This window comes from Streptomyces sporangiiformans, from assembly GCF_005768555.2.
In the GTDB taxonomy this organism is placed as follows: domain Bacteria; phylum Actinomycetota; class Actinomycetes; order Streptomycetales; family Streptomycetaceae; genus Streptomyces; species Streptomyces sporangiiformans.
In genome coordinates this window covers 20,129-44,810 of record NZ_VCHX02000072.1, presented here as the reverse complement: position 1 = coordinate 44,810, position 24,682 = coordinate 20,129, and the positions used below count along the sequence as shown (strand labels likewise).

22 protein-coding genes and 5 tRNA genes are annotated in these 24,682 nt (G+C 70.6%); 18 read left to right on the top strand and 9 right to left on the bottom strand.

The window, feature by feature from the left end; genetic code table 11:
- Window positions 1-143: 143 nt before the first annotated feature.
- From FGD71_RS07420 to FGD71_RS07395, 6 genes are all read left to right on the top strand, one after another.
- Complete coding sequence (locus FGD71_RS07420; protein ID WP_119099593.1) at window positions 144-911, top strand: HAD family hydrolase; 768 nt, start codon at window positions 144-146, stop codon at window positions 909-911.
- An 89-nt stretch (window positions 912-1,000) separates the two neighbouring features.
- Window positions 1,001-1,072, top strand: a tRNA-Gln gene (locus tag FGD71_RS07415).
- 21 nt (window positions 1,073-1,093) lie between these two features.
- Window positions 1,094-1,166, top strand: a tRNA-Glu gene (locus FGD71_RS07410).
- Window positions 1,167-1,283: 117 nt separating this feature from the next.
- Window positions 1,284-1,356: transfer RNA gene (locus tag FGD71_RS07405), tRNA-Glu, on the top strand.
- Window positions 1,357-1,376: 20 nt separating this feature from the next.
- Window positions 1,377-1,448, top strand: a tRNA-Gln gene (locus tag FGD71_RS07400).
- A gap of 28 nt (window positions 1,449-1,476) precedes the next feature.
- Window positions 1,477-1,549 (top strand) — tRNA-Glu (locus FGD71_RS07395).
- Window positions 1,550-1,633: 84 nt separating this feature from the next.
- Here FGD71_RS07395 and FGD71_RS07390 read toward each other — a convergent pair.
- On the bottom strand, window positions 1,634-1,882 hold the full coding sequence (locus FGD71_RS07390; protein ID WP_119099592.1) for an SCO4226 family nickel-binding protein: 249 nt from the start codon (window positions 1,880-1,882) through the stop codon (window positions 1,634-1,636).
- Window positions 1,883-2,025: 143 nt separating this feature from the next.
- Window positions 2,026-2,742, bottom strand: coding sequence for an IclR family transcriptional regulator NdgR (gene ndgR, locus FGD71_RS07385; protein ID WP_119099591.1), 717 nt, complete (start codon window positions 2,740-2,742; stop codon window positions 2,026-2,028).
- A gap of 189 nt (window positions 2,743-2,931) precedes the next feature.
- Between ndgR and leuC the strand changes: the two genes are divergently transcribed.
- The 4 genes from leuC (at window position 2,932) to FGD71_RS07365 (ending at window position 6,229) form a co-directional block, all read left to right on the top strand.
- Entirely contained in the window at window positions 2,932-4,365 is a 1,434-nt protein-coding gene (leuC, locus tag FGD71_RS07380; protein ID WP_119099590.1) for a 3-isopropylmalate dehydratase large subunit, read from the top strand.
- 11 nt (window positions 4,366-4,376) lie between these two features.
- Entirely contained in the window at window positions 4,377-4,970 is a 594-nt protein-coding gene (leuD, locus tag FGD71_RS07375; RefSeq protein WP_119099596.1) for a 3-isopropylmalate dehydratase small subunit, read from the top strand.
- Between the two features lie 267 nt (window positions 4,971-5,237).
- The gene (locus FGD71_RS07370; protein ID WP_119099589.1) at window positions 5,238-5,468 is read left to right on the top strand and encodes an SCO5555 family protein; all 231 of its coding nucleotides are present in this window, start codon (window positions 5,238-5,240) and stop codon (window positions 5,466-5,468) included.
- Between the two features lie 137 nt (window positions 5,469-5,605).
- Window positions 5,606-6,229 carry an HU family DNA-binding protein gene (locus tag FGD71_RS07365; RefSeq protein WP_119099588.1) on the top strand — a complete coding sequence of 208 codons (624 nt, stop codon included), beginning with the start codon at window positions 5,606-5,608 and terminating at the stop codon, window positions 6,227-6,229.
- Window positions 6,230-6,324: 95 nt separating this feature from the next.
- On the opposite strand, the gene FGD71_RS07360 is transcribed toward FGD71_RS07365, so the two are convergent.
- Together FGD71_RS07360 and cofC are read right to left on the bottom strand one after the other, a co-directional pair.
- Window positions 6,325-6,528 (bottom strand): hypothetical protein, encoded by a 204-nt coding sequence (locus FGD71_RS07360; RefSeq protein ID WP_119099587.1) that lies wholly within the window; start codon window positions 6,526-6,528, stop codon window positions 6,325-6,327.
- Window positions 6,529-6,606: 78 nt separating this feature from the next.
- Window positions 6,607-7,239, bottom strand: a complete 633-nt coding sequence (gene cofC / locus FGD71_RS07355; protein ID WP_119099586.1) for a 2-phospho-L-lactate guanylyltransferase — start codon at window positions 7,237-7,239, stop codon at window positions 6,607-6,609.
- Between the two features lie 189 nt (window positions 7,240-7,428).
- On the opposite strand from cofC, the gene FGD71_RS07350 reads away from it, so the two are divergent.
- The 3 genes from FGD71_RS07350 to FGD71_RS07340 all read left to right on the top strand — a co-directional run bounded on the left by FGD71_RS07350 (window position 7,429) and on the right by FGD71_RS07340 (window position 10,569).
- Window positions 7,429-8,283, top strand: coding sequence for a lysophospholipid acyltransferase family protein (locus tag FGD71_RS07350; protein ID WP_119099585.1), 855 nt, complete (start codon window positions 7,429-7,431; stop codon window positions 8,281-8,283).
- Window positions 8,280-9,299, top strand: a complete 1,020-nt coding sequence (locus FGD71_RS07345; RefSeq protein ID WP_119099584.1) for an NAD(P)H-dependent glycerol-3-phosphate dehydrogenase — start codon at window positions 8,280-8,282, stop codon at window positions 9,297-9,299. The genes FGD71_RS07350 and FGD71_RS07345 overlap by 4 nt, the downstream gene beginning before the upstream one ends.
- Before the next feature lie 112 nt (window positions 9,300-9,411).
- Window positions 9,412-10,569 (top strand): D-alanine--D-alanine ligase family protein, encoded by a 1,158-nt coding sequence (locus FGD71_RS07340; RefSeq protein WP_119099583.1) that lies wholly within the window; start codon window positions 9,412-9,414, stop codon window positions 10,567-10,569.
- Between the two features lie 45 nt (window positions 10,570-10,614).
- Here FGD71_RS07340 and FGD71_RS07335 read toward each other — a convergent pair whose 3' ends face one another.
- Together FGD71_RS07335 and FGD71_RS07330 are read right to left on the bottom strand one after the other, a co-directional pair.
- Entirely contained in the window at window positions 10,615-11,115 is a 501-nt protein-coding gene (locus tag FGD71_RS07335; RefSeq protein ID WP_119099582.1) for a DUF3515 domain-containing protein, read from the bottom strand.
- Between the two features lie 20 nt (window positions 11,116-11,135).
- A complete protein-coding gene (locus FGD71_RS07330) occupies window positions 11,136-11,369 on the bottom strand; it encodes an Lrp/AsnC family transcriptional regulator (RefSeq protein ID WP_119099581.1) in 234 nt (77 codons plus the stop codon).
- Between the two features lie 206 nt (window positions 11,370-11,575).
- Here FGD71_RS07330 and FGD71_RS07325 point away from each other — a divergent pair, with 206 nt between their 5' ends.
- Window positions 11,576-12,541: a thiamine-phosphate kinase gene (locus FGD71_RS07325; protein WP_119099580.1), complete on the top strand. Its 966-nt coding sequence runs from the start codon at window positions 11,576-11,578 to the stop codon at window positions 12,539-12,541.
- On the top strand, window positions 12,538-13,341 hold the full coding sequence (gene thiD, locus FGD71_RS07320; protein WP_119099579.1) for a bifunctional hydroxymethylpyrimidine kinase/phosphomethylpyrimidine kinase: 804 nt from the start codon (window positions 12,538-12,540) through the stop codon (window positions 13,339-13,341). Before FGD71_RS07325 ends, thiD begins: the two co-directional genes overlap by 4 nt.
- 144 nt (window positions 13,342-13,485) lie before the next feature.
- On the opposite strand, the gene rpmB is transcribed toward thiD, so the two are convergent.
- A complete protein-coding gene (rpmB, locus tag FGD71_RS07315; protein WP_004924906.1) occupies window positions 13,486-13,671 on the bottom strand; it encodes a 50S ribosomal protein L28 in 186 nt (61 codons plus the stop codon).
- A 246-nt stretch (window positions 13,672-13,917) separates the two neighbouring features.
- Between rpmB and FGD71_RS07310 the strand changes: the two genes are divergently transcribed.
- Complete coding sequence (locus FGD71_RS07310; protein ID WP_119099578.1) at window positions 13,918-15,627, top strand: DAK2 domain-containing protein; 1,710 nt, start codon at window positions 13,918-13,920, stop codon at window positions 15,625-15,627.
- 58 nt (window positions 15,628-15,685) lie between these two features.
- Here the strand turns inward: FGD71_RS07310 and FGD71_RS07305 are convergent, their stop codons facing one another.
- Together FGD71_RS07305 and FGD71_RS07300 are read right to left on the bottom strand one after the other, a co-directional pair.
- On the bottom strand, window positions 15,686-18,727 hold the full coding sequence (locus FGD71_RS07305; RefSeq protein ID WP_181359137.1) for a tetratricopeptide repeat protein: 3,042 nt from the start codon (window positions 18,725-18,727) through the stop codon (window positions 15,686-15,688).
- Window positions 18,724-20,553, bottom strand: a complete 1,830-nt coding sequence (locus FGD71_RS07300) for an HSP90 family protein (RefSeq protein WP_119099577.1) — start codon at window positions 20,551-20,553, stop codon at window positions 18,724-18,726. Before FGD71_RS07300 ends, FGD71_RS07305 begins: the two co-directional genes overlap by 4 nt.
- Window positions 20,554-20,716: 163 nt before the next feature.
- Here FGD71_RS07300 and FGD71_RS07295 point away from each other — a divergent pair, with 163 nt between their 5' ends.
- Window positions 20,717-23,944, top strand: a complete 3,228-nt coding sequence (locus FGD71_RS07295; RefSeq protein WP_119099576.1) for a helicase-related protein — start codon at window positions 20,717-20,719, stop codon at window positions 23,942-23,944.
- Window positions 23,945-24,079: 135 nt separating this feature from the next.
- The gene (rsmD, locus tag FGD71_RS07290) at window positions 24,080-24,667 is read left to right on the top strand and encodes a 16S rRNA (guanine(966)-N(2))-methyltransferase RsmD (protein ID WP_119099575.1); all 588 of its coding nucleotides are present in this window, start codon (window positions 24,080-24,082) and stop codon (window positions 24,665-24,667) included.
- Window positions 24,668-24,682 lie beyond the last annotated feature (15 nt).

Here is a 24,682-nt window from a genome sequence, read left to right as displayed (position 1 = left end):
CACCCGATTGCGGGTGCCGCCCCTTTCGTACGCGCCGCGCGCCGGCCATCAGGTGTCGTCCTCGTCGACCAGGGCGGTGGACGTCGCGTCGACGTGTCGCGATACGGCAGACGCGGTCGCCGGACGGGCGTTACCTTCGGATCATGAGCATCCGAGCCGTGGTCTGGGACGTGGACGACACGATCTTCGATTACACGGCGGCGGACCGGGCCGGAATGCGGGAGCATCTCGTGGCCGAGGGGTTGCTCGACCGGTACGGGACCGTGGAGCGGGCCCTCGTGCGGTGGCGGGAGGTCACCGAACTGCAATGGGCCAGGTTCGCGCAGGGAGAGACCGACTTCGAGGGGCAGCGACGGGACCGGGTACGGGTCTTCCTGGGGGAGGCGCTGACCGACGTGGAGGCCGACACGTGGTTCAGGCGGTACCTGGACCACTACGAGGGCGCTTGGGGGCTCTTCCCGGACGTGCTGCCCGCGCTCGACACCCTCGCCGCCAGCCACCGCCACGCCGTGCTGTCCAACTCCAGCCTCCACGTCCAGGACCGCAAACTCCGCGTCCTCGGTGTACGCGACCGCTTCGAGGCGGTCCTGTGCGCCGTCGAGCTCGGCGTCTCGAAGCCGGACGCCCAGGCCTTCCACGCGGCCTGCGACGCCCTGGAGCTGTCCCCGCACCAGGTCGCGTACGTCGGTGATCACCCGGAGATCGACGGACAGGGCGCGGCCGACGCCGGGCTCCTGTCGGTCTGGATCGACCGCGCGGGCGCAGACACGGACGCGGACGCGGGCACAGACGCGGACGTGGAGGCCGTCCCCGATCCGCCCGCCGGCCTGCGCCGTATCGCCTCGCTGGCCGAACTCCCCGCGATCCTCCGGGCCGATACCCGTTTTGGAGCGCCGTCCACCTTCGGGTAATGTTCTTCCTGCGCCGCCGGAAGCGGGCCGAAAGGCCGGAGCCGGAGGCGCAAGCTAGAACAAAACCCCTCAGGGGGCTTGCGTTCCAGTGGCCTATGGTGTAATTGGCAGCACGACTGATTCTGGTTCAGTTAGTCTAGGTTCGAGTCCTGGTAGGCCAGCTCGCAGAGCTCATCTGCAAAGCCCCCGTTGTGTAGCGGCCTAGCACGCTGCCCTCTCAAGGCAGTAGCGCCGGTTCGAATCCGGTCGGGGGTACAGATCCTTCCCAGGGGGACAGTCCGGGTCGCACCCACTGACTCTCATGCAGGANCAGATCCTTCCCAGGGGGACAGTCCGGGTCGCACCCACTGACTCTCATGCAGGATCGCTAGGGCCCCCGTTGTGTAGCGGCCTAGCACGCCGCCCTCTCAAGGCGGTAGCGCCGGTTCGAATCCGGTCGGGGGTACGAGCTGGTCTCAACCACATTGGTCTATGGTGTAATTGGCAGCACGACTGATTCTGGTTCAGTTAGTCTAGGTTCGAGTCCTGGTAGACCAGCTTGGATCTGCGGAAACGCAAGATCCTCGCCCCCGTTGTGTAGCGGCCTAGCACGCCGCCCTCTCAAGGCGGTAGCGCCGGTTCGAATCCGGTCGGGGGTACGCGATGCGAAGGGGCCCTCCGTACAAGGAGGGCCCCTTCGGCGTATGGGGAACCGCGCAGCGCATCTGTGCGCCGGAGCGGCGTCAGGCCGTGAGCGGCACCGGGTGGATCTCGTCCGCCGGATGGCCGGCGCGCTCGTGAATGCGTCGCACCGCCTCGGCCGAAGGCGCCTCCGACAGGCAGTAGACCTCGCCGGACTCCGGATCTGCCCAAGCCTGCTTGAAGTGCACCTGCTCCTCGGCCTCGATGGCCAGGTCCGCGCGGTGCGATTCCCGCAGCTGCTCGTTGGTGATCCCCTTCATCCCATGGTGGACGTCCATGAACTCAGCCATGATCACGCACCTCCTGATCGCCGGTACTTCCATGCTGCACCCTGCGGCGGAGGCCCACCTCATGAGCGACGTGGCGTCATTGGTCCGTCGCTCTGAGCGGTCGGCTGGATGGCGGTAAGGCCGGGCGGGGACGGGCCGAGCGGTCAGCTGGTGCGGCGCAGGGCTTCGGACAGCCGCGTGGCGGCGTCGATCACGGCCTGTGCGTGCATCCGGCCCGGGTGCCGCGTGAGGCGCTCGATCGGTCCGGAGACCGAGACGGCGGCCACCACGCGGTTCGACGGGCCGCGTACGGGCGCGGAGACCGACGCGACGCCCGGCTCGCGCTCGCCGATCGACTGGGCCCAGCCCCGGCGGCGTACACCCGAAAGTGCCGTCGCCGTGAAGCGGGCGCCCTGGAGGCCGCGGTGCAGCCGCTCGGGCTCCTCCCAGGCCATCAGGATCTGGGCCGAGGAGCCCGCCTTCATCGTGAGCGTCGAGCCCACCGGCACCGTGTCACGCAGACCGGACAGCCGCTCGGCCGCGGCGACACAGATGCGCATGTCTCCCTGGCGGCGGTAGAGCTGCGCGCTCTCGCCCGTGACGTCCCGCAGATGCGTGAGCACCGGACCCGCCGTGGCGAGCAGCCGGTCCTCACCCGCCGCCGCGGCCAGCTCTGCCAGGCGCGGGCCCAGGATGAAGCGGCCCTGCATGTCCCGCGCCACCATGCGGTGGTGCTCGAGTGCCACGGCGAGACGGTGCGCCGTGGGCCGTGCCAGTCCGGTCGCCGCGACCAGGCCCGCGAGGGTGGCCGGACCGGACTCCAGAGCGCTCAGGACAAGGGCTGCCTTGTCCAGAACGCCGACGCCACTACTGTTGTCCATGCAACGATACTCGCGTCTCACTCTGTGAAACGCAAGTTCAATTTTCCGTGGAACGCGCCACCCTGTACGTACAACGGCCCGCAGACCATCGGGCCCGGCGGCAGACGTCCGGTACGAGGGGGAACGGACGTGGCCATCCCGAAATCTCTAGTTGGGCCGGCGCCGGACAGGCCGGCCGGAGGGAAAGCGATGGGTAGGACACTCGCGGAGAAGGTCTGGGACGACCATGTCGTCCGGCGCGCGGAGGGCGAGCCCGACCTTCTCTTCATCGATCTGCACCTGCTGCACGAGGTGACCAGCCCGCAGGCCTTCGACGGCCTTCGCCAGGCGGGGCGCCCCGTGCGCCGCCTCGACCTCACCATCGCGACCGAGGACCACAACACCCCGACCCTCGACATCGACAAGCCCATCGCCGACCCGGTCTCGCGCGCCCAGCTGGAGACGCTGCGCAAGAACTGCGCCGACTTCGGCGTACGTCTGCACCCGCTCGGCGACGTCGAGCAGGGCGTCGTCCACGTCGTGGGGCCGCAGCTGGGCCTGACGCAGCCCGGTATGACCGTGGTCTGCGGCGACTCGCACACCTCCACGCACGGCGCCTTCGGCGCGCTGGCGTTCGGTATCGGCACCTCGCAGGTCGAGCACGTGCTGGCCACCCAGACGCTGCCGCTGGCCCGCCCGAAGACCATGGCGATCACGGTCGAGGGCGAACTGGCGGAAGGCGTCACGGCGAAGGACCTGATCCTCGCGATCATCGCCAAGATCGGCACCGGCGGCGGCCAGGGCTACATCCTGGAATACCGTGGCCCGGCCATCGAGAAGCTCTCGATGGAGGCCCGGATGACCATCTGCAACATGTCCATCGAGGCCGGTGCCCGCGCGGGCATGATCGCCCCCGATGAGACCACCTTCGAGTACATCAAGGGCCGTGCCCACGCCCCGCAGGGCGAGGACTGGGACGCCGCCGTCGCGTACTGGAAGACGCTGAGGACGGATGAGGACGCGGCCTTCGACGCCGAGGTCGTCATCGACGGCGCCACCCTCGCGCCGTTCGTCACCTGGGGCACCAACCCCGGCCAGGGCGCGCCGCTTTCGGCGTCCGTCCCCGATCCGGCTTCGTACGAGGACGCTTCGGAGCGCTTCGCCGCCGAAAAGGCCCTGGAATACATGGGGTTGACCGCCGGACAGCCGCTGCGCGACATCAAGGTGGACACCGTCTTCGTAGGTTCCTGCACCAACGGCCGTATCGAGGACCTGCGGGCCGCCGCCGCGATCGTCGAGGGCCGCAAAGTCGCCGACGGCGTACGGATGCTGGTCGTTCCCGGCTCCGCGCGTGTGGGGCTGCAGGCCGTGGAGGAGGGCCTGGACGTCGTCTTCAAGCAGGCCGGCGCCGAATGGCGGCACGCGGGCTGCTCGATGTGTCTGGGCATGAACCCCGACCAGCTGGCCCCCGGTGAGCGCTCCGCGTCCACCTCCAACCGCAACTTCGAAGGCAGGCAGGGCAAGGGCGGGCGTACGCACCTGGTCTCGCCGCAGGTCGCCGCCGCCACCGCCGTGCTCGGCCACCTGGCTTCGCCGGCCGATCTGTCCGACGCGCCTGCCGCCCGTACGCCCGCTGGAGTCTGAGAACCATGGCCATGGAAGCATTCACCACGCACACCGGACGGGCCGTCCCGCTGCGCCGCAGCAACGTCGACACCGACCAGATCATCCCCGCCCACTGGCTCAAGAAGGTCACCCGGGACGGTTTCGAGGACGGGCTGTTCGAGGCCTGGCGCAAGGACTCGTCCTTCATCCTCAACCAGCCCGAGCGGCAGGGGGCCACGGTCCTCGTCGCGGGTCCCGACTTCGGTACGGGCTCCTCGCGCGAGCACGCCGTGTGGGCGCTGCAGAACTTCGGCTTCAAGGCCGTCATCTCGTCCCGTTTCGCGGATATCTTCCGCGGCAACTCGCTCAAGAACGGCCTGCTCACGGTGGTTCTGGAGCAGAAGATCGTGGACGCGCTGTGGGAGCTCACGGAGAAGGACGCGCAGGCTGAGGTCACTGTTGACCTTGAGGCCCGTGAGGTGCGCGCCGAGGGCATCACGGCCTCCTTCGAGCTCGACGAGAACTCCCGCTGGCGGCTGCTGAACGGCCTCGACGACATCAGCATCACGCTGCAGAACGAGCCGGACATCGCCGCGTACGAGTCCACGCGGCCCGTCTTCAAGCCGCGGACGCTTCAGACCTGAACGGCGCGAGCCACGCAAGGCTGATTCCAGCCATCGCAACAGGCCTCAGTACCCCCAATCGTGGACGGTTGGGGGTACTTCTGTGTGCGCCTCCGGACGCTCTGGGCGGGTCCCCATAATTGGCTTCAACTACCCTTGTTTCAAGGGTGCTTGTTGGGGTAGTCGAGCCTTGGCACAGTCCGGTGCGGAGGTGGGCGAGAGGCGCCTGGGAGGTGGTAGTTACCCCCTGCGCAGGCGACAACTCGCCCCAGATGGCACAATCTGTGCATGGAACACGACGGCCAACTCGCGCTCTATACGGCAGTCGCGTCCCAACTCAAGGAAGCGCACGCAAGGGTGCGCGCACTGCAAGTCCCGGAGGGCGTACGGATGGCGCTGACCCGGAAGCTGCTGGTCATTACGGCCGTGGCCAAGCACGATCTCGCCGATGCGACAAGGCGTCTGGAGCGGTTCACCGCGGACCTCGACGAGGGGCGATTCCCTGAAGAGGACCTCTGAGAACTCCGCGACAGTCCGAGTTCGTTGCGGCACAAGGGTGATTAGCCCGTTTCGTGTTTGATTTGCGGTATATATCTGCCTAACGTGCGAAAAAGCTTGAACGCATTCGTTCGGGCAATGTCTCCGAAGGGGAAGACGTGAACAAGGCGCAGCTCGTAGAAACGATTGCCGACAAGGTCGGCGGGCGTCAGCAGGCCGCGGACGCGGTTGACGCCGTACTGGACGCGATCGTCCGTGCAGTTGTCGGCGGGGAGAGGGTCTCGGTCACCGGCTTCGGTTCCTTCGAGAAGGTGGACCGTCCGGCCCGTTACGCCCGCAACCCGCAGACCGGCGAACGTGTTCGGGTAAAGAAGACCTCCGTGCCGCGGTTCCGTGCCGGTCAGGGCTTCAAGGACCTGGTGAGCGGCTCGAAGAGGCTCCCCCGCGGTGGCGAGGTGGCCGTCAAGAAGGCGCCCAAGGGCAGCCTGACCGGCGGTGCTGCCGCCACGGTCAGGAAGGCCGCGGCCAAGAAGACGACGGCGAAGAAGGCGGCGGCGAAGAAGGCGCCCGCCAAGAAGGTCACCGCGAAGAAGGTCACCGCCAAGAAGACCACGGCGAAGAAGGCGCCCGCCAAGAAGACGACGGCGGCCGCGAAGAAGGCCGCGGCCAAGAAGACCACCACCAAGAAGGCGGCGGCCAAGAAGGCCCCCGCGAAGAAGGCCCCGGCCAAGAAGTCGACGGGGCGCAAGACCACCGCCAAGAAGACCACCGCCCGCGGCTGAGCAGGGTCGCTGGGCAAGGGAATTCACGCGCCGGGCCGGGCTCCTTCCTGGGAGCCCGGCCCGCGGTGTGCTCAGCGGTGTTTTCCGCCCGTGTATCAGAGGGTATGCAGCGTCACCAGGGTGATGCGGCGCGCGTCGCCCTCGCCCTCCGTCTCGATCCGCACCCGCTGCCCCGGGCGCAGCAGCCTGAGCCCGCCCGCGTCGAACGCCGGGGCGTCGAAGGGCACCGGAGTGCCGTCGTCGAGCAGCACCTGCCCGCTACGGGTGTCGGAGTCGTATGTGTACGCGGTCGCCTGCATGGGGGAAGCGTAGATCCTGCGGTCGAAGCCCGCTGCACAAGGTGCCCGAAGGCGTTTCCCGCGTTCGGTACGACGTGCTCAAGCGGCCTTCAGGGCCGCGACCGCCGCTGCGGTGCGCGGGCCCACACCGAGGGTGAGCGCCGCCCGCAGATCATCGCCGGTGTCCACGTCCTGGCGTACGGAATCCACCCCGTCGAGGGCGATCTCCACGGCCCCCGAGGCGCGGTGCCGGATGCGGGAATCGGTGCCGAATGCGGGGAGCAATTCCCGGCCCGCGGCCGCGGCCAGCAGAGTCGTGCCGGTTCCGGCGGCGTCCGGGAGAAAAGCCCGGGGGAATGCGGCGGCCGCATCGAGGACGCGGGTCAATTCCAGGGGGCGCAGCGCGGGCAGATCGGCGTTCAGGGCCGCCAGGGGGCTTTCGGGGCTTTTGGTGCGTACGACCGACGCCGCGTGCGCCAGAGCGGCGTTCAGGCCGCCTGCCGGTTCGTCCGGCACGATCCGGGCGCCCAGCGCGGCCAGCTCGCGCCCGGCCAGCCCGTCGTCCGTGACGACTGCCACATCGCGGACCGCGGCGCAGGTGAGCGCGGCGGCCACGGTGTCCTGGGCGAAGGCGAGGGCGAGCCCGGGGCGCAGACCGTCGTCGGCGGTGTCCGAGAGCCTGCTCTTCGCCCGCGCCAGGGCTTTCAGGGGTATGACCAAGGTCCACTGCACGAGCGCTCCGTCCCTCCCTTGTCGCGCCCATTGTCACCTGGGGACGGTGACGGTGACTTCGCCGGGGGAGGGGCCGGCTCCCGGCGAACACGACCGTGCGAGAGGGGCGGGCGTACGGTGTCCTCGACAGACAGGCGGCCTGGCGCGACACTTGTGCGGCCCCCCAGGCCCTGGAAGGAAGGTGTCGGCGTGCCCCGCCGCAGAATCGGCTTCTGGTACCGCTTCGCAGCGGTCCTCTGCAAACCGCCGCTGGTGGTTCTGATCAAGCGGGACTGGCGCGGAATGGAGAACATTCCTGCTGAGGGTGGATTTATCACCGCGGTGAACCACAATTCCCATGTGGATCCGTTCGCGTACGCGCACTTTCAGTACAACACAGGCCGCGTTCCGCGATTCCTGGCCAAGAGCGGGCTTTTCAAGAAGGGCTTCGTGGGCGCCGCCATGCGCGGCACCGGGCAGATCCCCGTCTATCGCGAGAGCACGGACGCGCTGAGCGCCTACCGGGCCGCGATCGACGCCGTGGAGCGCGGGGAGTGCGTCGCGTTCTATCCCGAGGCCACCCTCACCCGTGACCCCGGCCTGTGGCCGATGACGGGCAAGACGGGTGCCGCGCGCGTGGCGCTGCAGACCAAGTGCCCGGTGATTCCGGTCGCTCAGTGGGGCGCCAACCTGTTGCTGCCGCCGTACGCCAAGAAGCCCGACCTTCTTCCGCGAAAGACGCACCACGTGCTGGCGGGCCCGCCGGTCGACCTGTCGCGCTTCTACGACAAGGAGATGACCCCGGAGCTCCTGAAGGAGGCGACCGAGGTCATCATGGCCGCGATCACCGCGCAGCTGGAGGTGATCCGCGGCGAGAAGGCGCCGACGACGCCGTTCGACCCGCGTCAGGTGCGCATCGAGCAGCGGCGCAGGACGCGCGTGCAGGGCAAGGCGGAACAGCACGCGGAACAGCACGCGGAACAGCACGCGGAACAGTACGTGGAACGGCACGCGGAACAGCGCGTGGAACAGAAGGCAGAACAGGAAGAGGGGCACGGCAAGTGACGACATCCGGTGCGCCCGTCAAGGCGGCCGTCTTCGGGACCGGATCATGGGGCACGGCCTTCGGCATGGTGCTCGCTGACGCCGGGTGCGACGTGACCCTGTGGGGGCGGCGGGCCGAACTCGCCGAAGCGGTCAACTCCACGCATACGAACCCCGACTACCTGCCGGGCATCGAACTTCCCGAGAACCTGCGGGCCACCACGGACGCGGCCGAGGCGGCGCGTGACGCCGACTTCACGGTGCTCGCGGTCCCCTCGCAGACGCTGCGCGGGAACCTCGCCGAGTGGGCGCCGCTGCTCGCTCCCGGCACCGTCCTCGTATCCCTCATGAAGGGCGTCGAACTCGGCTCGGCCATGCGGATGAGCGAGGTCATCGCGGACGTCGCCAAGGTCGGCGCGGACCGCATCGCCGTGGTCACCGGACCCAATCTCGCACGGGAGATCGCCGCCCGCATGCCGGCCGCCGCCGTGGTCGCGTGCAGCGACGAGACGGTGGCCCAGCGCCTCCAGGCCGCCAGCCACACGCCGTACTTCCGCCCGTACACCAACACCGACGTGGTCGGCTGCGAACTCGGCGGTGCCGTCAAGAACGTGATCGGTCTCGCCGTCGGCATCGCGGACGGCATGGGACTCGGCGACAACGCCAAGGGCTCGCTCATCACGCGCGGGTTGGCGGAGACCACCCGGCTCGGACTCGCCATGGGCGCCGACCCGCTGACGTTCTCCGGACTCGCGGGCCTGGGCGACCTCGTGGCCACCTGCTCCTCGCCGCTCTCGCGCAACCACACCTTCGGCACCAACCTCGGCAAGGGCATGACCCTGGAGGAGACCATCGCGGTCACCAAACAGACCGCCGAGGGAGTCAAGTCCTGTGAGTCCGTGCTGGATCTGGCCCGCCGCCACGGCGTCGACATGCCGATCACGGAGACGGTCGTCGGCATCGTCCATGAGGGCAAGCCGCCGGTCGTCGCCCTCAAGGAGCTGATGGCGCGCAGCGCCAAGCGGGAACGCCACTGACGCCGACGACGTCAATGATCACCAACGCTGAGCGACGGCCGAAACGACACTCAGCAACCTCCGCCACGGGGCGCTGACTCACCGCACTACCAACGGGTACTCTCAACGCGATATGAGCACCGAGAACCTCCCCCAGAGCCCTGAGCAGCCGCCTCGCAAGCCGCGTGTAGCCGTCGTGTTCGGCGGCCGCAGCTCCGAACACGGGATCTCCGTGGTCACCGCCGGGGCTGTGCTGCGTGCCATCGACCGGACGAAGTACGACGTGCTGCCGATCGGCATCACCCAGGACGGCCGTTGGGCGCTCACCGCCGACGAGCCGGAGCGGATGGCGATCGTCGACCGGCGGCCGCCGAACGTCGAGCAGCTCGCGGAATCGGACGAGGGCGGCGTGATTCTGCCGGTCGACCCGGCCAACCGCGAAGTCGTCTACAGCGAGCCCGGTTCGGTCCCCAAAGTGCTCGGGGAGGTCGACGTCGTCTTCCCCATGCTGCACGGCCCGTACGGCGAGGACGGCACCCTCCAGGGCCTCCTGGAGCTGTCCGGCGTCCCGTACGTCGGCTCGGGTGTGCTCGCCTCGGCCGTCGGCCAGGACAAGGAGTACATGAAGCGGGTGTTCACCTCCTTCGGGCTGCCCGTCGGCCCGTACATGGTGATCCGCCCCCGCGAGTGGCAGCTCGACGAGTCCGCGGCCCGCAAGAAGATCGTCGACTTCGCCGGCGAGCACGGATGGCCGCTCTTCGTGAAGCCCGCGCGCGCGGGTTCGTCGATCGGCATCACCAAGGTCGACGACCTGGGCGGCCTCGACGAGGCGATCGAGGCGGCCCAGCAGCACGACCCGAAGATCATCGTGGAGGCGCTGCTGCGCGGTCGCGAGATCGAGTGCGGGGTCCTGGAGTTCGAGGACGGGCCGCGCGCCTCTGTCCCGGCCGAGATCCCGCCGGTGCAGTCGCACGCGTACTACGATTTCGAGGCGAAGTACATCGACTCGACGCCCGGCATCGTGCCCGCCCCGCTGACTCCCGAGCAGACCGACGAGGTCCGGCGGCTCGCGGTCGAGGCCTTCGAGGCCGCGTCCTGCGAAGGCCTGGTCCGCGCGGACTTCTTCCTGACCGAGGACGGGAACTTCGTGATCAACGAGATCAACACGATGCCCGGCTTCACGCCCATCTCCATGTACCCGCAGATGTGGGAGGCCAGCGGCATTCCCTACCCGGAGCTGGTGGACCGCCTGGTACAGGCGGCGCTGAGGCGCTCGACCGGACTGCGGTAGTGCGTTCTCCTCGATGATCCAGGGCCTGTCCGGCCTGGACAGGCCCTAGTCGGCGATCCCCTTGGGGATCGCCTTCTTGATGGCCGGGGCCAGGTCGACGAGCATGCCGGAGGTGTCCCGCCCCTCGGGCACGGTCACCTCGACGTACGCGAGGCGCTGTGCGGTGGTGAAGCGGGTCGCCCCCTCGTCCTGCTTCTCCATCAGCCAGCCGACGCCGTTCACGAAGCCGGGGACCGCCTTCGGGTCGGCGCCCTTGGCCACCTTCGGGTCGATCATCTTCGGAGGCCGTTCGACCCCGCAGCGCAGTATGATCGCCGGGCTTCCCCAGCCCGCGGTCAGTGTGGACCGGGGCTCGGGATCCTTCCGACCGAGGCCGTCCACCTTCTGCGGCAGCCGCTCGTCCAGGTTCTGGCACAGCTTCGTGACCTTCGCGTCCGGGCTGGGAACCACGGTCGAGGCGCTGTCGTCTGCTGAGGAGCAGCCCATGGCGGCGATCAGCAGGGCAAGGGCGGGAAGACCGAGAAGCCGGTGACGGAAGAAGCTCACCGGCCAAGGGTAGACGGGGGCTACAGGTGCACGACCGGGCAGGTCAGGGTACGCGTGATGCCGTCCACTTGCTGGACACTCGCGACCACCATGCGGCCGAGCTCATCCACAGTGTCGGCTTGGGCCCGCACGATGACGTCGTACGGTCCCGTCACGTCCTCGGCCTGGATGACCCCAGGAATCTTGCTGATCGTCTCGGCGACGGTCGACGCTTTGCCGACCTCCGTCTGGATCAGGATGTACGCCTGTACCACGGAACCTCCAGGGCGGCCACGAGGATCATGTGGGGAAAAGGAACGCCACGGTATCGCGTCGTTGCTCGCTGCGGGGAGACCCGCGGAGGCCGGGGCTTGCGCGCCGGGGTGCTCGTACGACACAAGTTGACGGTCGACACGACCGTATCCAGGTCAGTGACGGCTCGCGACCGTGCAGTGGCAGTAACAGAAGGAGAAGTACGACGATGAAGGGCACCGTGGGCGAGTTGGGGGAGTTCGGGCTCATCAAGGAGCTCACCTCACGGCTCACCACCACCCCGGCGGTACGCGTCGGGCCGGGCGACGACGCTGCCGTGGTGGCCGCCCCCGACCGCAGGGTCGTGGCGAGCACCGACATCCTCCTGGAGGGGCGGCACTTCCGCCGCGACTGGTCGACGGCGTACGACGTCGGACGCAAGGCGGCCGCGCAGAACCTCGCGGACATCGCCGCCATGGGCGCCGTACCGACCGCGCTGCTGCTCGGCCTGGTCGTCCCGGCCGAGCTCCCGGCCACCTGGCCCTCCGAGCTGATGGACGGCCTGCGCGACGAGTGCCAGGTGGCGGGCGCGGCCGTGGTCGGCGGCGATGTCGTACGCGGCGACACCATCACCGTGTCGATCACCGCGCTCGGCGATCTGCGCAACCACGAGCCGGTCACCCGCGCCGGGGCCCAGCCCGGCGACGTCGTCGCCGTGACAGGCTGGCTGGGCTGGTCCGCGGCCGGGCACGCGGTGCTCTCCCGCGGCTTCCGCTCGCCGCGCGCGTTCGTCGAGGCCCACCGGCGCCCCGAACCGCCGTACCACGCGGGTCCCGCGGCCGCCGGCCTCGGCGCGACCTCGATGACGGACGTCAGCGACGGGCTGATCGCCGACCTCGGGCACATCGCCGAGGCCAGCAAGGTGCGCATCGACATCCGCTCCGGTGCCGTCGACATCCCCTCCCAGATGAACGACATCGGGCAGGCGGTCGGCGTCGACCCGCTCCAGTGGGTGCTCACCGGCGGCGAGGACCACGCGATCGTCGCGACCTTCCCGTCGGACGTGAAGCTGCCCGCACGCTGGAAGGTGATCGGCGAAGTCCTCAACCCGTCGGCGCTGCCGCAGGTGACGGTCGACGGGGCGCCGTGGACCAGTAAGGGCGGCTGGGACCACTTCTCGGACATAGAGTCATGACGCCGGGTGCTCCGCCACGTGTGCTGACGGTCGCCGGTTCCGACTCCGGCGGCGGGGCGGGGATCCAGGCCGACCTGAAGACGATGCTCGCGCTCGGTGTGCACGGTATGAGCGTGCTCACCGCCGTCACGGCCCAGAACTCGCTCGGCGTACAAGGCGCTTGGGAACTACCGGTGGAGGCCGTGCGAGCCCAGTACCGCAGCGTCGTCGACGACATCGGCGTCCAGGCGGTCAAGACGGGCATGCTCGCCTCGGCCGAACTCGTCGAGGCCGTCGCCGAGTTGATCGGGGGCACGGACGCGCCCGCCGTCGTCGATCCGGTCGGCGTCTCCAAGCACGGAGACCCGTTGCTGGCCGCGTCCGCCCTGGATTCCGTACGGACGAAGCTGCTGCCCGTCGCCACCGTGGCCACGCCGAACCTCGACGAGGTCGCCCAACTCACAGGCGTGCGCGTCGAGTCGGAGGACGACATGCGGCGGGCCGCGGCGGCGGTGCTGTCGTACGGCCCGAAATGGGCGCTGATCAAGGGCGGCCACCTCAGCGGCGAAGCCGTCGACCTGCTCACGGACGGCTCCGACGAACACTGGCTGCGCGCCGTCCGTCTGGACAACCGGCACACCCACGGCACGGGCTGCACCCTCGGGAGCGCGATCGCCTCCCAGCTGGCGAAGGGGGAGGCGGTGCCGGAGGCGGTTGCGGCGGCCAAGGAGTACGTGACCGGGGCGATCGCCGAGGGGTTCGCGCTGGGGGACGGGATCGGGCCCGTGGATCATGGGTGGCGGTTCAGGGCGAGGGCGTGAGCGGCCCGCACGGCGCAACGAGCGGCCCGCACGGCAGAGAACGAACCCAGTAAGAGGCAGAGAACGAGCACAGCAAAAGGCCGACCCACCTGAGGTGGGTCGGCCATGCAGCGGACCGAGCGGTGGCCGCGCGCTAGCGTTGCGTCAGCGCGAGACCTTGCCGGCCTTGATGCACGAGGTGCAAGCGTTCACGCGCTTCGGCGTCCCGCCCACCACGGTACGGACGCGCTGGATGTTCGGGTTCCAGCGACGGGGCGTACGGCGGTGAGAGTGCGAGATGTTGTTGCCGAAGCCCGGCCCCTTGCCGCAGACGTCGCAGTTGGCAGCCACGGGTCACTCCAAAGACTTCAGATGCTCTTACGGTTGATCCCGGCATGCCGGGATCAGGATCTAGGATCTGAGTGGCGGTGCCAGGGGAAGGCCCGATGTGGATCGGGCAACCGGAGCAGCATACAACGACTGCTTCCGTACAACGAAACTACCATGGCTGGCCGGGGCCCTGCTCCGGGCCTCCTCCGGCGGAAACCTGACCTGGGTCTACGCTGCGTCCCACATTCGCTGATCAAGGAGGCGCAGGTGCCGCAGGTGCCGCACACACTGGATGCCCTCGCGGTGAGGGCCTGGTGCGGACTCGCGCTGGAGGCCCTCGGCCGGTCGCGCGAGGAGATCGACGCGATCAATGTCTATCCGGTCGCGGACGGGGACACCGGCACCAATCTTTACCTGACCGTGGAGGCGGCGGCCGGTGCGGTCGAGGCGGTCTTCGCGGCGCACGCCGCCGCCTCCGGAAGCGGGGCGGCCGGCCGGCCGACGCTCGCCGACGCGGTCCACGCGATGGCGCACGGCGCGCTCATCGGGGCCCGGGGGAACTCCGGGACGATCCTCGCGCAGCTCCTGCGGGGCATGGCGCAGGTGCTTGCCGCCGCCAGCGAGACCGCCCACACCGACGGGAAAGGCCTGCGGCTGGCTCTCCGGCAGGCGGCCGACTCGGCCCGGCAGGCGGTCGCGCACCCCGTCGAGGGGACGGTTCTCACCGTTGCCTCGGCCGCCGCCGACGCGGCCTCCGGGGCCGAGGGCGACTGCGGTGCCGTGGCGCGGGCGGCGTACGAGGGGGCGCGGGCGGCGCTCGCGGCCACTCCGGGGCAGCTGGCCGCCCTGGAGCGGGCCGGTGTGGTGGACGCGGGCGGGCGGGGGCTCGTGGCCGTGCTGGCGGCGCTGGTGGAGACGTTCACGGGTGAGGCGCCCGCCGCCGGGGCGGTGCCGGTTCTCGCGCAGCACGCGCGCGTGGAGGCTCCCGCCGGGCAGTCGCTCGCGGATGCGCAGGACTGCGCGGACGGAGCCGTCGCCGTGGAGGGGGGCGGGCCCGAGTTCGAGGTGATCTATCTCCTGGAGGCGGAGGACGCCGCCGTGGACCGGCTGCGGGAACGGCTCGACGGGCTCGGCGACTCGCTCGTCGTGGTCGGCGGGGACGGGCTGTGGAACGTCCACGTACACGTCGACGACGCGGGTGCCGCCGTGGAGGCGGGCGTGGAGGCAGGGCGGCCGTACCGGATCCGGATCACGCACTTCGGGCTCGATGACGCGCACACGGCGGGCGCCGCCGGGCGGCCGGTCCGTGAGCAGGCGCAGCGCGCGGTCGTGGCCGTGGTACCCGGGGAAGGCCTCGCCGGGCTGTACGCCGAGGCCGGCGCGACCACCGTCCTCGCGCGCCCTGGTGAGCCGCCCGCGAGCGGGGAGCTCCTCGAGGCGATACGACGGGCGCACGCGCGCGAGGTGGTGCTGCTGCCCAACGACGCCGAGCTGCGCCACACCGCCGCCGCGGCGGCCGAGCAGGTGCGCGCGGACGGCGTCCGGGTCGCGCTGATCCCCACGCGTTCCGCGGTCCAGGGGATCGCCGCGCTCGCCGTGCACGAGCCGGAGCGGCGCTTCGACGAGGACGTCGTCGCCATGACCTCGGCGGCCGGAGCGACCCGGTACGCAGAGGTCGCCGTCGCTGAACGCGAGTCCTGGACCATGGCCGGCATCTGCCAGGCCGGCGACATCCTCGGCCTCATCGAAGGCGACGTCGCGGTGATCGGCTCCGACATCACGGCCACCGCCGAAACCGTGCTCGACCGCATGCTCTCGGCGGGCGGCGAGATGGTCACCCTGGTCCTGGGCGACGACACTCCCGACACGATCGCCGCCCACCTCGAAACCCGGGTACGCGAGTCCTACCTGGCGGTCGACACCGTGGTGTACAGGGGCGGGCGGCAGGGCGCGCTGCTGCTGATCGGCGTGGAGTAGGCCCGCCCAGGCCCGCCGGACAGCACACCTGGCCCTCCGCCGCCGTCACTAGCAACACCTAGCCCTCCGCCGCCGTCACCCGCAGCAAGCTCTGCGCCTCCGCCCGCCGGGACACCGCGGTCCCGTCTGTCCCGTCTGTCCCGTCCGTCTCGTCGGTCCCGTCCGTCCCGTTCGGGTCGTCGTCGGTCTCCGCGTACGCCGCGAGAACCCCGCGCGCGCGTGCCGCGGCTGCGTCGGTGCGCCCCAGGTCGGCCTCCAGCCAGCCTGCGGCGAGTTCGGCGCCGGTGCGGCTGTGCAGACCGGCGTCGCCGAGCGAGGCGAAACCCGTGACGGCTCGGGTGACGTGCGCGAGGGCCTCCTCGTACCCGGCGCGCATCGAGTCGCCGTCAGTGTCGTCGGTCGTTTGCCGTGCGATCAGGTCGCCGAACTGCCGGTGCGTATGGGCGAGTTCGGCGGCAAGCTGCAGGCGCCCGTCATCGTCCTCGGCCTCGGGCAGGGCGGTGTCGCACTCCAGGGCCGCCGTCGCCATCAACTGCCGTGCGGCGTCGAGCCCCGCACCCTCCTCGCTCACCGCGATCCACGCGCGTGCCCGCAGGGAGCGGACCAGCCCGTGGACGTTGCCGAGGGACCGCCAGAGGTCACCCGCGCGTTCGTAGGCCCGCTCCGCCTCGGCGGGCAGCCCGGCGTGCCCGAGGGCCTCCGCGGCGAGGTGCGCGAGCATCGCGTGGTCGCGCTGCTCCGGCCAGTGCCGGGCGATCTCGGCGGCCTGGAGCCGGCGTTCGGCGGCCTCCCGGTGCTCCCCGAGCTCGGCGAGACAGTCGCCGAGCCACCACAAGGTCTGCACGATCGCACCGTCGCCGTGCATGGGTACGGTCAACTCGGGCAGCGCCGACTCCAGTACCTCGGCCGCCTCCGCCCACCGTCCCCGGCGTACCAGGAAGCCGCCGAGCTGATGCCGTGCCCAGGCGCCGAGCGTGGCCCCCTCACCGGCCTCGTCGGCCCAGTGCGCCGCTTCCAGAGCCTGCTCGGCCGCCGGCCCGAACTGCCCGGTGGAGCCGAGGACTTCGGCCAGCTGGAGGTGCAGCTGGGCGCGGCCCGGGGCCTCCAGGTACGGCCCTCCGTGCTCCAGCGCCGCCCGGGCCGCCCGCTCGGCCCCCTCGGCATCACCCAGGTGACGCGCGATCCCGGTGAGGCGGGCCTCGTACTCCACCGCGAACCACGGCAGCCCGGCCGCGACGAACGCCTCGGTGGCCCGCGTCAGGAGCTCCGCTGCCGCCTCGGCGTCCCCGGCGTGCGCCGCGAGCTCCCCGAGCATGGCCTGCGCCTCCGCGGCCCGCGAGGCCAGCCGTACGTCCGCGGTGTGCGGGCCGGCGAGGTCCAGCAGCTCGCGTGCCGCGGCCTCGGCGGCGGCGAAGGCCTCACGCGCCCGCGTCCCGGGGCCTTCCCCCGGCAGCGCATCGGCCGCCCCCTCCACCCCGGCGCCCTCGGCGTCCTCGCCGTCATCCACCTCATGGACCCGCTGCAACAGGATCCGCGCGCGCCCCACGCACACGGACGCCGTCTGCCAGACCCCCGTCCGGCCCTCCGAGAAGAGGGCCCCCACGCGCTCGTACGGCTCGGCGACCGCCGCCAGCGCCTCGTCCGAGCGCCCGGTCAGGCCCAGCACATACGCCCCACGCGCGCGTGCCGCCAGTGCCTCGCCCGGGTCGCCCGCCTCCGCGTACAGCTCGGCGGCCCGCTCGAACAGCTCCACGCCGTCCGGCCCCAGGCCCATGGCCTCGTGGTCGGCGATCTCCGCGCGGTCCCGGACGTCCAGTTCCCCCTCCTCCTCCCCGGCCGCCCGCGCGACCGCGGCCCACGCCGCCACCGAGTCGGGATGCAGCGCTTCCGAGAGCCGGCGGGCCTCGGCGAGCAGCGTGGCCAGGTCCGGCTCTCCGACGGGTGCCCGCGTGGCGGGAGCGGGCGGCCGCGCCGCCACCACGGTCCGCGCCGCACGCACACCCAGCGGCAGCCGCTCGGCCAAGGGCTGCCCCTCCATGCGCTCCCGGACCTGCCCGCTCACGTACGACGTGCCGTTGCGCTCGTCGAAGCGCGCGGCGAGCAAAAGGGCCTCCCCGCGCGCGTGGGCGGCGAGTTCGCCGGCGGTCCAGGTGCGGCCGACCGGCCCGGGAACGGTCTGCGAGCCGAGCCCCAGGGAGGTCAGCCGGCCCATCAGCAGGGCCACCACGGCCAGGAAATCCATCAGGCTGCGCGGCTCCCCGGAGTCCGTGAAGTACGCCGGACGCTCCGCCAGCAGCTCCAGGGCGCGCGCCTCGTTGCCGGTGAGCGCGCAGAACTCCACATGGTCGGCGTACGCGCCCCGCATGCTCTCCATGTGCCGCACCAGCCTGAAGCCCCGCAGATGGTGGACGCGCGCCTCGTCGAGGCGGCCCAGCCGCAGCAGCGGGACCAGTGAGGACGCCAGCGTGGTGTGCGGCTCGTGGGCGCACGCGTGCTCGCCCTCCAGGACCGGCCGCCACAGCTCCAGCGCCTGGGCGTCCTCGTGCCTCAGCGCCCGCCACCAGCCCTGGCCGTGCAGCTCACAGGCGTGGCAGTCGGCCATGCTGTCCCGGTCGGCGGCCAGCCACGCGGCATACGCCCGCTCGGCGCGAGCCAGGTCCCCGACATGGGCGGCCACGCTGAACTCGGCGCTGCGCACGGCCCGTTCGGAGTGACCGGCGAGCCGGTAACGGTGCTCCATCTCGCCGAGCCACTTCTCGATGGAGGCGAGTGGAATGTGCGGCTGGCCCAGCATGCCGGACGACATCCACTTGAAGACCCAGTGCAGCGAGTGGGTCTCGTACTCGTCGAAGTCCTCGGGGCGTTCGTCCCACATGCGCAGCAGACGCGCGAAGGGGACGAACATCTTGTCCTTCTCGGAGCTGTAGTTGTAGACCTTCAGCTGGTGTCCGAGCGCCTCGATCACCGCGAGCGGGATGTCCAGCTTCTCGGCCTCCGAGAGCAGGTGCTCCGCGCGCGCGTTGCGGGCGGGCCCCTCCGGCTGTTCATGGTTCTCCGCCATCGCCCGGCGCAGCGCGTCGAAGTCCATGGTCTGGCTCATCGATGCCCGTCCTTGGGGGAGTCGCTGTGCGTGGCCCACTCCAGGAGGCCGATGAACGCACGGTTGAGGAGCGCGGAGTCCGCCGGCCGCAGCGGCCGCTGCGCCATCAGCAGCGCCTGCCCGTAGAGGGACTCCGTGGCCGTTCCGATCAGCTCCGGGGCGTCGAGTGAACTGATCCTCCGGATCAGCGGGTTGAGGTGGTTGAGTACCAGCCGCGCGCGTGGGGCGCTGCCGCGCAGCGAGCCGAGAATGCCCGCCCACAGGTCGTCGGCCTGTTCCTCGGCGTCAGCACGCGCCTGTTCGTGGCGGGCCGCACGGTCGTCCAGGTGCAGCGCGGGCACGGACAGCGGGTGGAAGGCGCGCAGGACCACATCGCAGCCCAGGGGGTCGAGTGTGGCGCGGGCAGCGCCCAGGAAGGCCGACAGCGCCAGTTCCTCGGCCGGGGCGACGGAGTCCAGATGAGCGGTGACGGTGTCGGCGTCCAGCTCCGTGACCACGGTGCCGGGACGCACGGTGGGCAGCGCCTCCACGAGCTCGGCGTCGTACGTGTAGCCGCCGTTGATCACCCCGACGCCCTGCGCGGACGCGATCGGCGCGACCTGCCGGTACTCCTCCACGGTCCGCGTGAAGTGCACCACCGGGTGCCGCTGCGCGAACTCCTCCAGGGACAACCGCCCGTCCGTCGTCTCGAAGGGCAGCCACGGCAGCATCGTGCGCAGCATCTCGCTGTCGTGCCGGGCCAGTGACTTCACACCGAGGTGGTGCACCGACAGGAAGGCCGCCAGCCGCTCCGGATCACCCGCGGCGAGCCCGGTCAGCCAGGACCTGATCCGCTCGCCCAGCGCCTCCCGTACGGCGGAGAGGGTCTCGTCCTCGTACAGCGACTCGCGCGACGCGGTGGGCCGCAGGCTGTCCGTGTCGAGGACACAGCGCACGAAGAACGCCCAGTCGGGCAGCAGCTGTTCGGCCCGCTCGGTGAGCAGCATGCCCTTCAGGTGCACGCGATGGGCGGCGCGCTGGGCCGGGCTGACCGCGGACGGCAGCACGTAGGCCACACCGCGGATCCCGGCCAGCGGCACGTCCAGCTCGATCGAATCCAGCGGCGTGAAGCCGAACTGGTCGTGGCAGTGCCGCGCCAGCGCCACCCTTCGGGCGGCGGGGCTCGGGTGCGCACGGTCCCAGGGCGCCGGGAGGTCGGTGACCGCCTCGTCGCCCACGCGGACGTCGTACGGCAGCAGCGAGCCGAAGTCCCGGGCCAGCGACAGCACGCGCTCGGTGGCCAGCCAGTCGGCGGCGCCCGGACGGGCCACCAGGTGCACGGTGGTGCCCGGTTCGAGGCGGGCCTCGTCGGGCAGCGTGCGCACCGTGTACGAGCCGTCGTCCGTCGCCGTCCACTCGACGGGCGGAGCGTCGGGCGTACGCGCGCTGCGGCTGACGACGCGGATGCGCTCGGCGACCACGAAGCAGGCCAGCAGCCCGATGCCGAACTGCCCGAGAAAGTCCGAACGCGCCGACTCCAGGCCCTCCGCCCGCTTGGAACTGCGGCCGATGGTCGCCAGGAGGCTGTGCACGTCCGCTTCGGTGAGCCCGACCCCGGAGTCCTCCACGCGCAGGGCGCCGGCCTCCGCGTACAGCCGCACCTGGGCGGGCGCGTCGGGCTGCTCGGCGCGCCGGGCGGTGATGGCGTCCACGGCGTTCTGCAACAGCTCGCGCAGATAGACCTTGGGGCTGGAGTAGAGGTGATGGGAGAGCAGGTCCACGAGTCCGCGCAGGTCGACCTGGAACGTATGAGGTGACTGAGGTGCCTGGGAAGTCTGAGAGTCCATCGTCGCAGCGCCGGTGGGGGGACGGGCGACGGCGCGGGGTCGGGCGGTCCCACGAGTGGGTGACCGCGAACAAGGCCGGAGCGCGCCATCCTAGGCCCGAAACGACCGGTCTGACCAGCGATTTCCGGGACGTTGTGCGGCATTGTCAGTGGTGTGGTGTGCAATGGATCTCGTGCACGCGTTGGATGAACCACTGAGGAAAGTGCTCGGCCCCGCCACCGCGAAGGTGATGGCCGAGCACCTGGGCCTGCACACGGTCGGCGACCTGCTGCACCACTATCCGCGCAGGTACGAGGAGCGGGGGCAGCTCACCCACCTCGCCGACCTGCCGATGGACGAGCATGTGACGGTGGTCGCCCAGGTCGCCGACGCGCGTCTGCTCACCTTCTCGTCGCCCAAGGCCCCTCGCGGCAAGGGCCAGCGCCTCGAGGTGACCATCACGGACGGCAGCGGGCGTCTCCAACTCGTCTTCTTCGGCAAGGGCGCCCACAAACCGCACAAGGAGCTTCTGCCCGGCACACGCGCGATGTTCGCCGGCAAGGTCTCCGTCTTCAACCGCCGACTCCAACTCGCCCATCCCGCCTACGAGTTGCTGCGCGGCGACGGCGACCGGGCGGCCGAGGCCGTCGACAGCTGGGCCGGATCGCTCATCCCGATCTACCCGGCCACCGCCAAGCTGGAGTCCTGGAAGATCGGCAAGTCCATCCAGACGGTGCTTCCGAGCGTCCAGGAGGCCGCCGACCCGCTGCCGGACTCGCTCAGGGAGGGCCGCGGTCTCCTCCCCCTCCCCGAAGCCCTCCTGAAGATCCACCAGCCGCGCACCCAAGCGGACTTCCAGAGCGCCCGCGACCGCCTCAAGTGGGACGAGGCCTTCGTCCTCCAGGTGGCCCTGGCCCGCCGCCGCCACGCGGACGCCCAACTCCCGGCCGTCTCCCGCAGACCGGCCCCCGACGGCCTCCTCACCGCCTTCGACGCCAGGCTCCCCTTCACCCTCACCGAAGGCCAGCGAAAGGTCTCCAAAGAGATCTTCGACGACCTGGCCACCGAGCATCCGATGCACCGGCTGTTGCAAGGGGAAGTGGGCTCTGGGAAGGCTCAGCCTCTGGACTCACTGGTGCTGACGCCGACGGGTTTCCGACGGATGGGCGACTTGCGGGTAGGGGATGAGGTGGTCGTGCCCGCCGGAGAGGTCGCCCTGGTCGACGGGGTCTTTCCGCAGGGAGAGCGCGATGTGTGGCGCATCGTTCTCTCCGACGGAAGTTCCGTGGAGTGCGATGACGAGCATCTCTGGATCGTCGGTACGAGCTGCGGGTGGCACCGAGGCCAGCGACCCAGGCTGATGACCACACGCGAAATCCGCCTCGACATGTTCAAGGCGAACGGATCGTCGAAGTGGTACATCCCTGTGGCGACTCCCGTTGATCTGGGAAGCGACGCCGAGCTACCGCTCGACCCCTACCTGTTCGGCCTGCTGTTGGGCGACGGTTCGTTCCGCCACAACCTGCGACTGTCCACTGTCGATGACGAGATCCTTGACGCCGTGGCGCTGTCCGTGGCGCCGGACTGTGGGCTGGTTCCCGTTGCTGGTTCCCGTTGTGACTACACGATCCAGCTCACCAACCGCGCCGGTGGTGTGCGGAATCCGGTCATCCAAGTCCTGCGCGACCTGAACCTGTGGGGATTGACCTCTCACGACAAATTCATCCCTGACGAGTTCAAGAACACTTCGATCAAGAATCGTCTTGCTCTCCTGCAAGGGCTCATGGACACGGACGGCACGGTTCAGTCGAACGGATTGAGCGTTTCCTTCTGCTCGGCCTCGCTCAGGCTCGCAGGGGACGTTGCGTGGCTTGTGCGCTCGCTTGGCGGACGGGCGAGGGTGCTGCCGAAGAGGGCCGCATTCGAGGTGTCTGTGGCGCTGCCCGATGAGTACGCGCCCTTCCGACTGTCTCGCAAGGCCGGACGCATGCGCCCACGGCCGAAATACAACACATTTCGACGCGGAATTCGCGCCGTGGAGCGTGTGGGACGTAAGCCTGTCCAGTGCATCAGCGTGGCCCACCCGAGCCACGCCTACGTCACCGACCATTTCACGGTCACCCACAACACCATGGTCGCCCTGCGCGCCATGCTCGCCGTCGTCGACGCGGGCGGGCAGGCGGCCATGCTCGCGCCCACCGAAGTACTCGCCCAGCAGCACCACCGGTCCATCACGGACATGATGGGGGAGTTGGCCGAGGGAGGGATGCTCGGCGGCTCCGAGCACGCCACCAAGGTGGTGCTGCTGACCGGCTCCATGGGCGCCGCCGCGCGCCGCCAGGCGCTGCTCGACCTCGTCACGGGCGAGGCCGGGATCGTCATCGGGACGCACGCGCTGATCGAGGACAAGGTGCAGTTCCACGACCTGGGCCTGGTGGTGGTCGACGAGCAGCACCGCTTCGGGGTCGAGCAGCGTGACGCCCTCCGCGGCAAGGGCAAGCAGCCACCGCATCTGCTGGTCATGACGGCCACGCCCATTCCGCGCACGGTCGCGATGACGGTCTTCGGCGATCTGGAGACGTCCGTCCTCGACCAGCTCCCCGCCGGGCGTTCGCCCATCGCCAGCCATGTCGTCCCGGCCGCCGACAAGCCGCACTTCCTCGCGCGCGCGTGGCAGCGCGTACGCGAGGAGGTCGAGGGCGGCCACCAGGCGTACGTGGTCTGCCCGCGCATCGGCGACGAGGAGGACACCCCGGGCAAGGGCAAGCAGGCGTCCCCCGAGGACGAGGCCGAGAAGCGCCCGCCCCTTGCCGTCCTCGAAGTCGCCGACCAGCTCGCCGGCGGCCCGCTCCAGGGCCTCAGGGTCGAGGTCCTGCACGGCCGCATGCAGCCCGACGACAAGGACGCCGTGATGCGCCGCTTCGCCGCGGGCGAGACGGACGTCCTGGTCGCCACGACGGTCATCGAGGTCGGGGTGAACGTCCCGAACGCCACGGCCATGGTGATCATGGATGCCGACCGGTTCGGCGTCTCCCAGCTGCACCAGCTGCGCGGCCGCGTCGGCCGGGGATCCGCCGCCGGGCTCTGCCTCCTGGTCACCGAGATGCCGGAGGCCAGCGCGGCCCGCGCCCGGCTGAACGCCGTGGCGGCCACGCTCGACGGCTTCGAGCTCTCCCGCATCGACCTCGAACAGCGCCGGGAGGGCGATGTTCTGGGCCAGGCCCAGTCCGGCGTGCGCTCCTCGCTGCGCATGCTCACCGTCATCGACGACGAGGAGATCATCGCCGAGGCCCGCGAGGAGGCGGCCGCGGTCGTCGCCGCCGACCCCGGCCTCGAGCATCTCCCCGGCCTGCGCACCGCCCTGGACGCCCTGCTGGACGAGGAGCGCGAGCAGTACCTGGACAAGGGCTGACCACAGAGCCATGCCGTGGGACCACAGGCCCACACGGCCACAAGGCCACACGGCGCGCGGTCCCGGGACGAGGACTGAGACACTGGACCCATCACACCGACCGCACCGACCGCACCTCAACAAGGACAGACAGAGATGACCCGCGTGATCGCCGGCCGGGCCGGTGGACGCCGCCTGGCCGTCCCGCCGGGCACCGGCACCCGCCCCACCTCCGACCGAGCGCGCGAGGGCCTCTTCTCCACCTGGCAGTCCCTGCTCGGTGGCCCCTTGGAAGGGGAGCGCGTCCTCGACCTGTACGCGGGCTCGGGAGCCGTAGGACTGGAAGCCCTGTCGCGCGGCGCCGGTCACGCCCTGCTCGTCGAGGCCGACGCCCGCGCGGCGCGCATCCTCCGGGAGAACGTGTCGTCGCTCGGCCTGCCCGGCGCCGAGGTCAGGTCCGGCAAGGCGGAACAGATCATTCGCACCGGGGACCCGACCGCCCCGTACGATCTCGCCTTCCTCGACCCCCCGTACGCCGTCGCGGACGACGATCTTGGCGAGATTCTGCTCACACTCCGCACCCGGGGCTGGCTCGCGGGCGAAGCGCTCGTCACCGTTGAACGCAGTACTAGAGGCGGCGAATTCCGGTGGCCCGACGGCTTCGAGGCATTGCGCTCCCGTCGCTACGGCGAGGGAACGTTTTGGTACGGTCGCGCCGCCTCTGCGTGCGAAGAAGCACGATGAACGGACTGGAGAGCG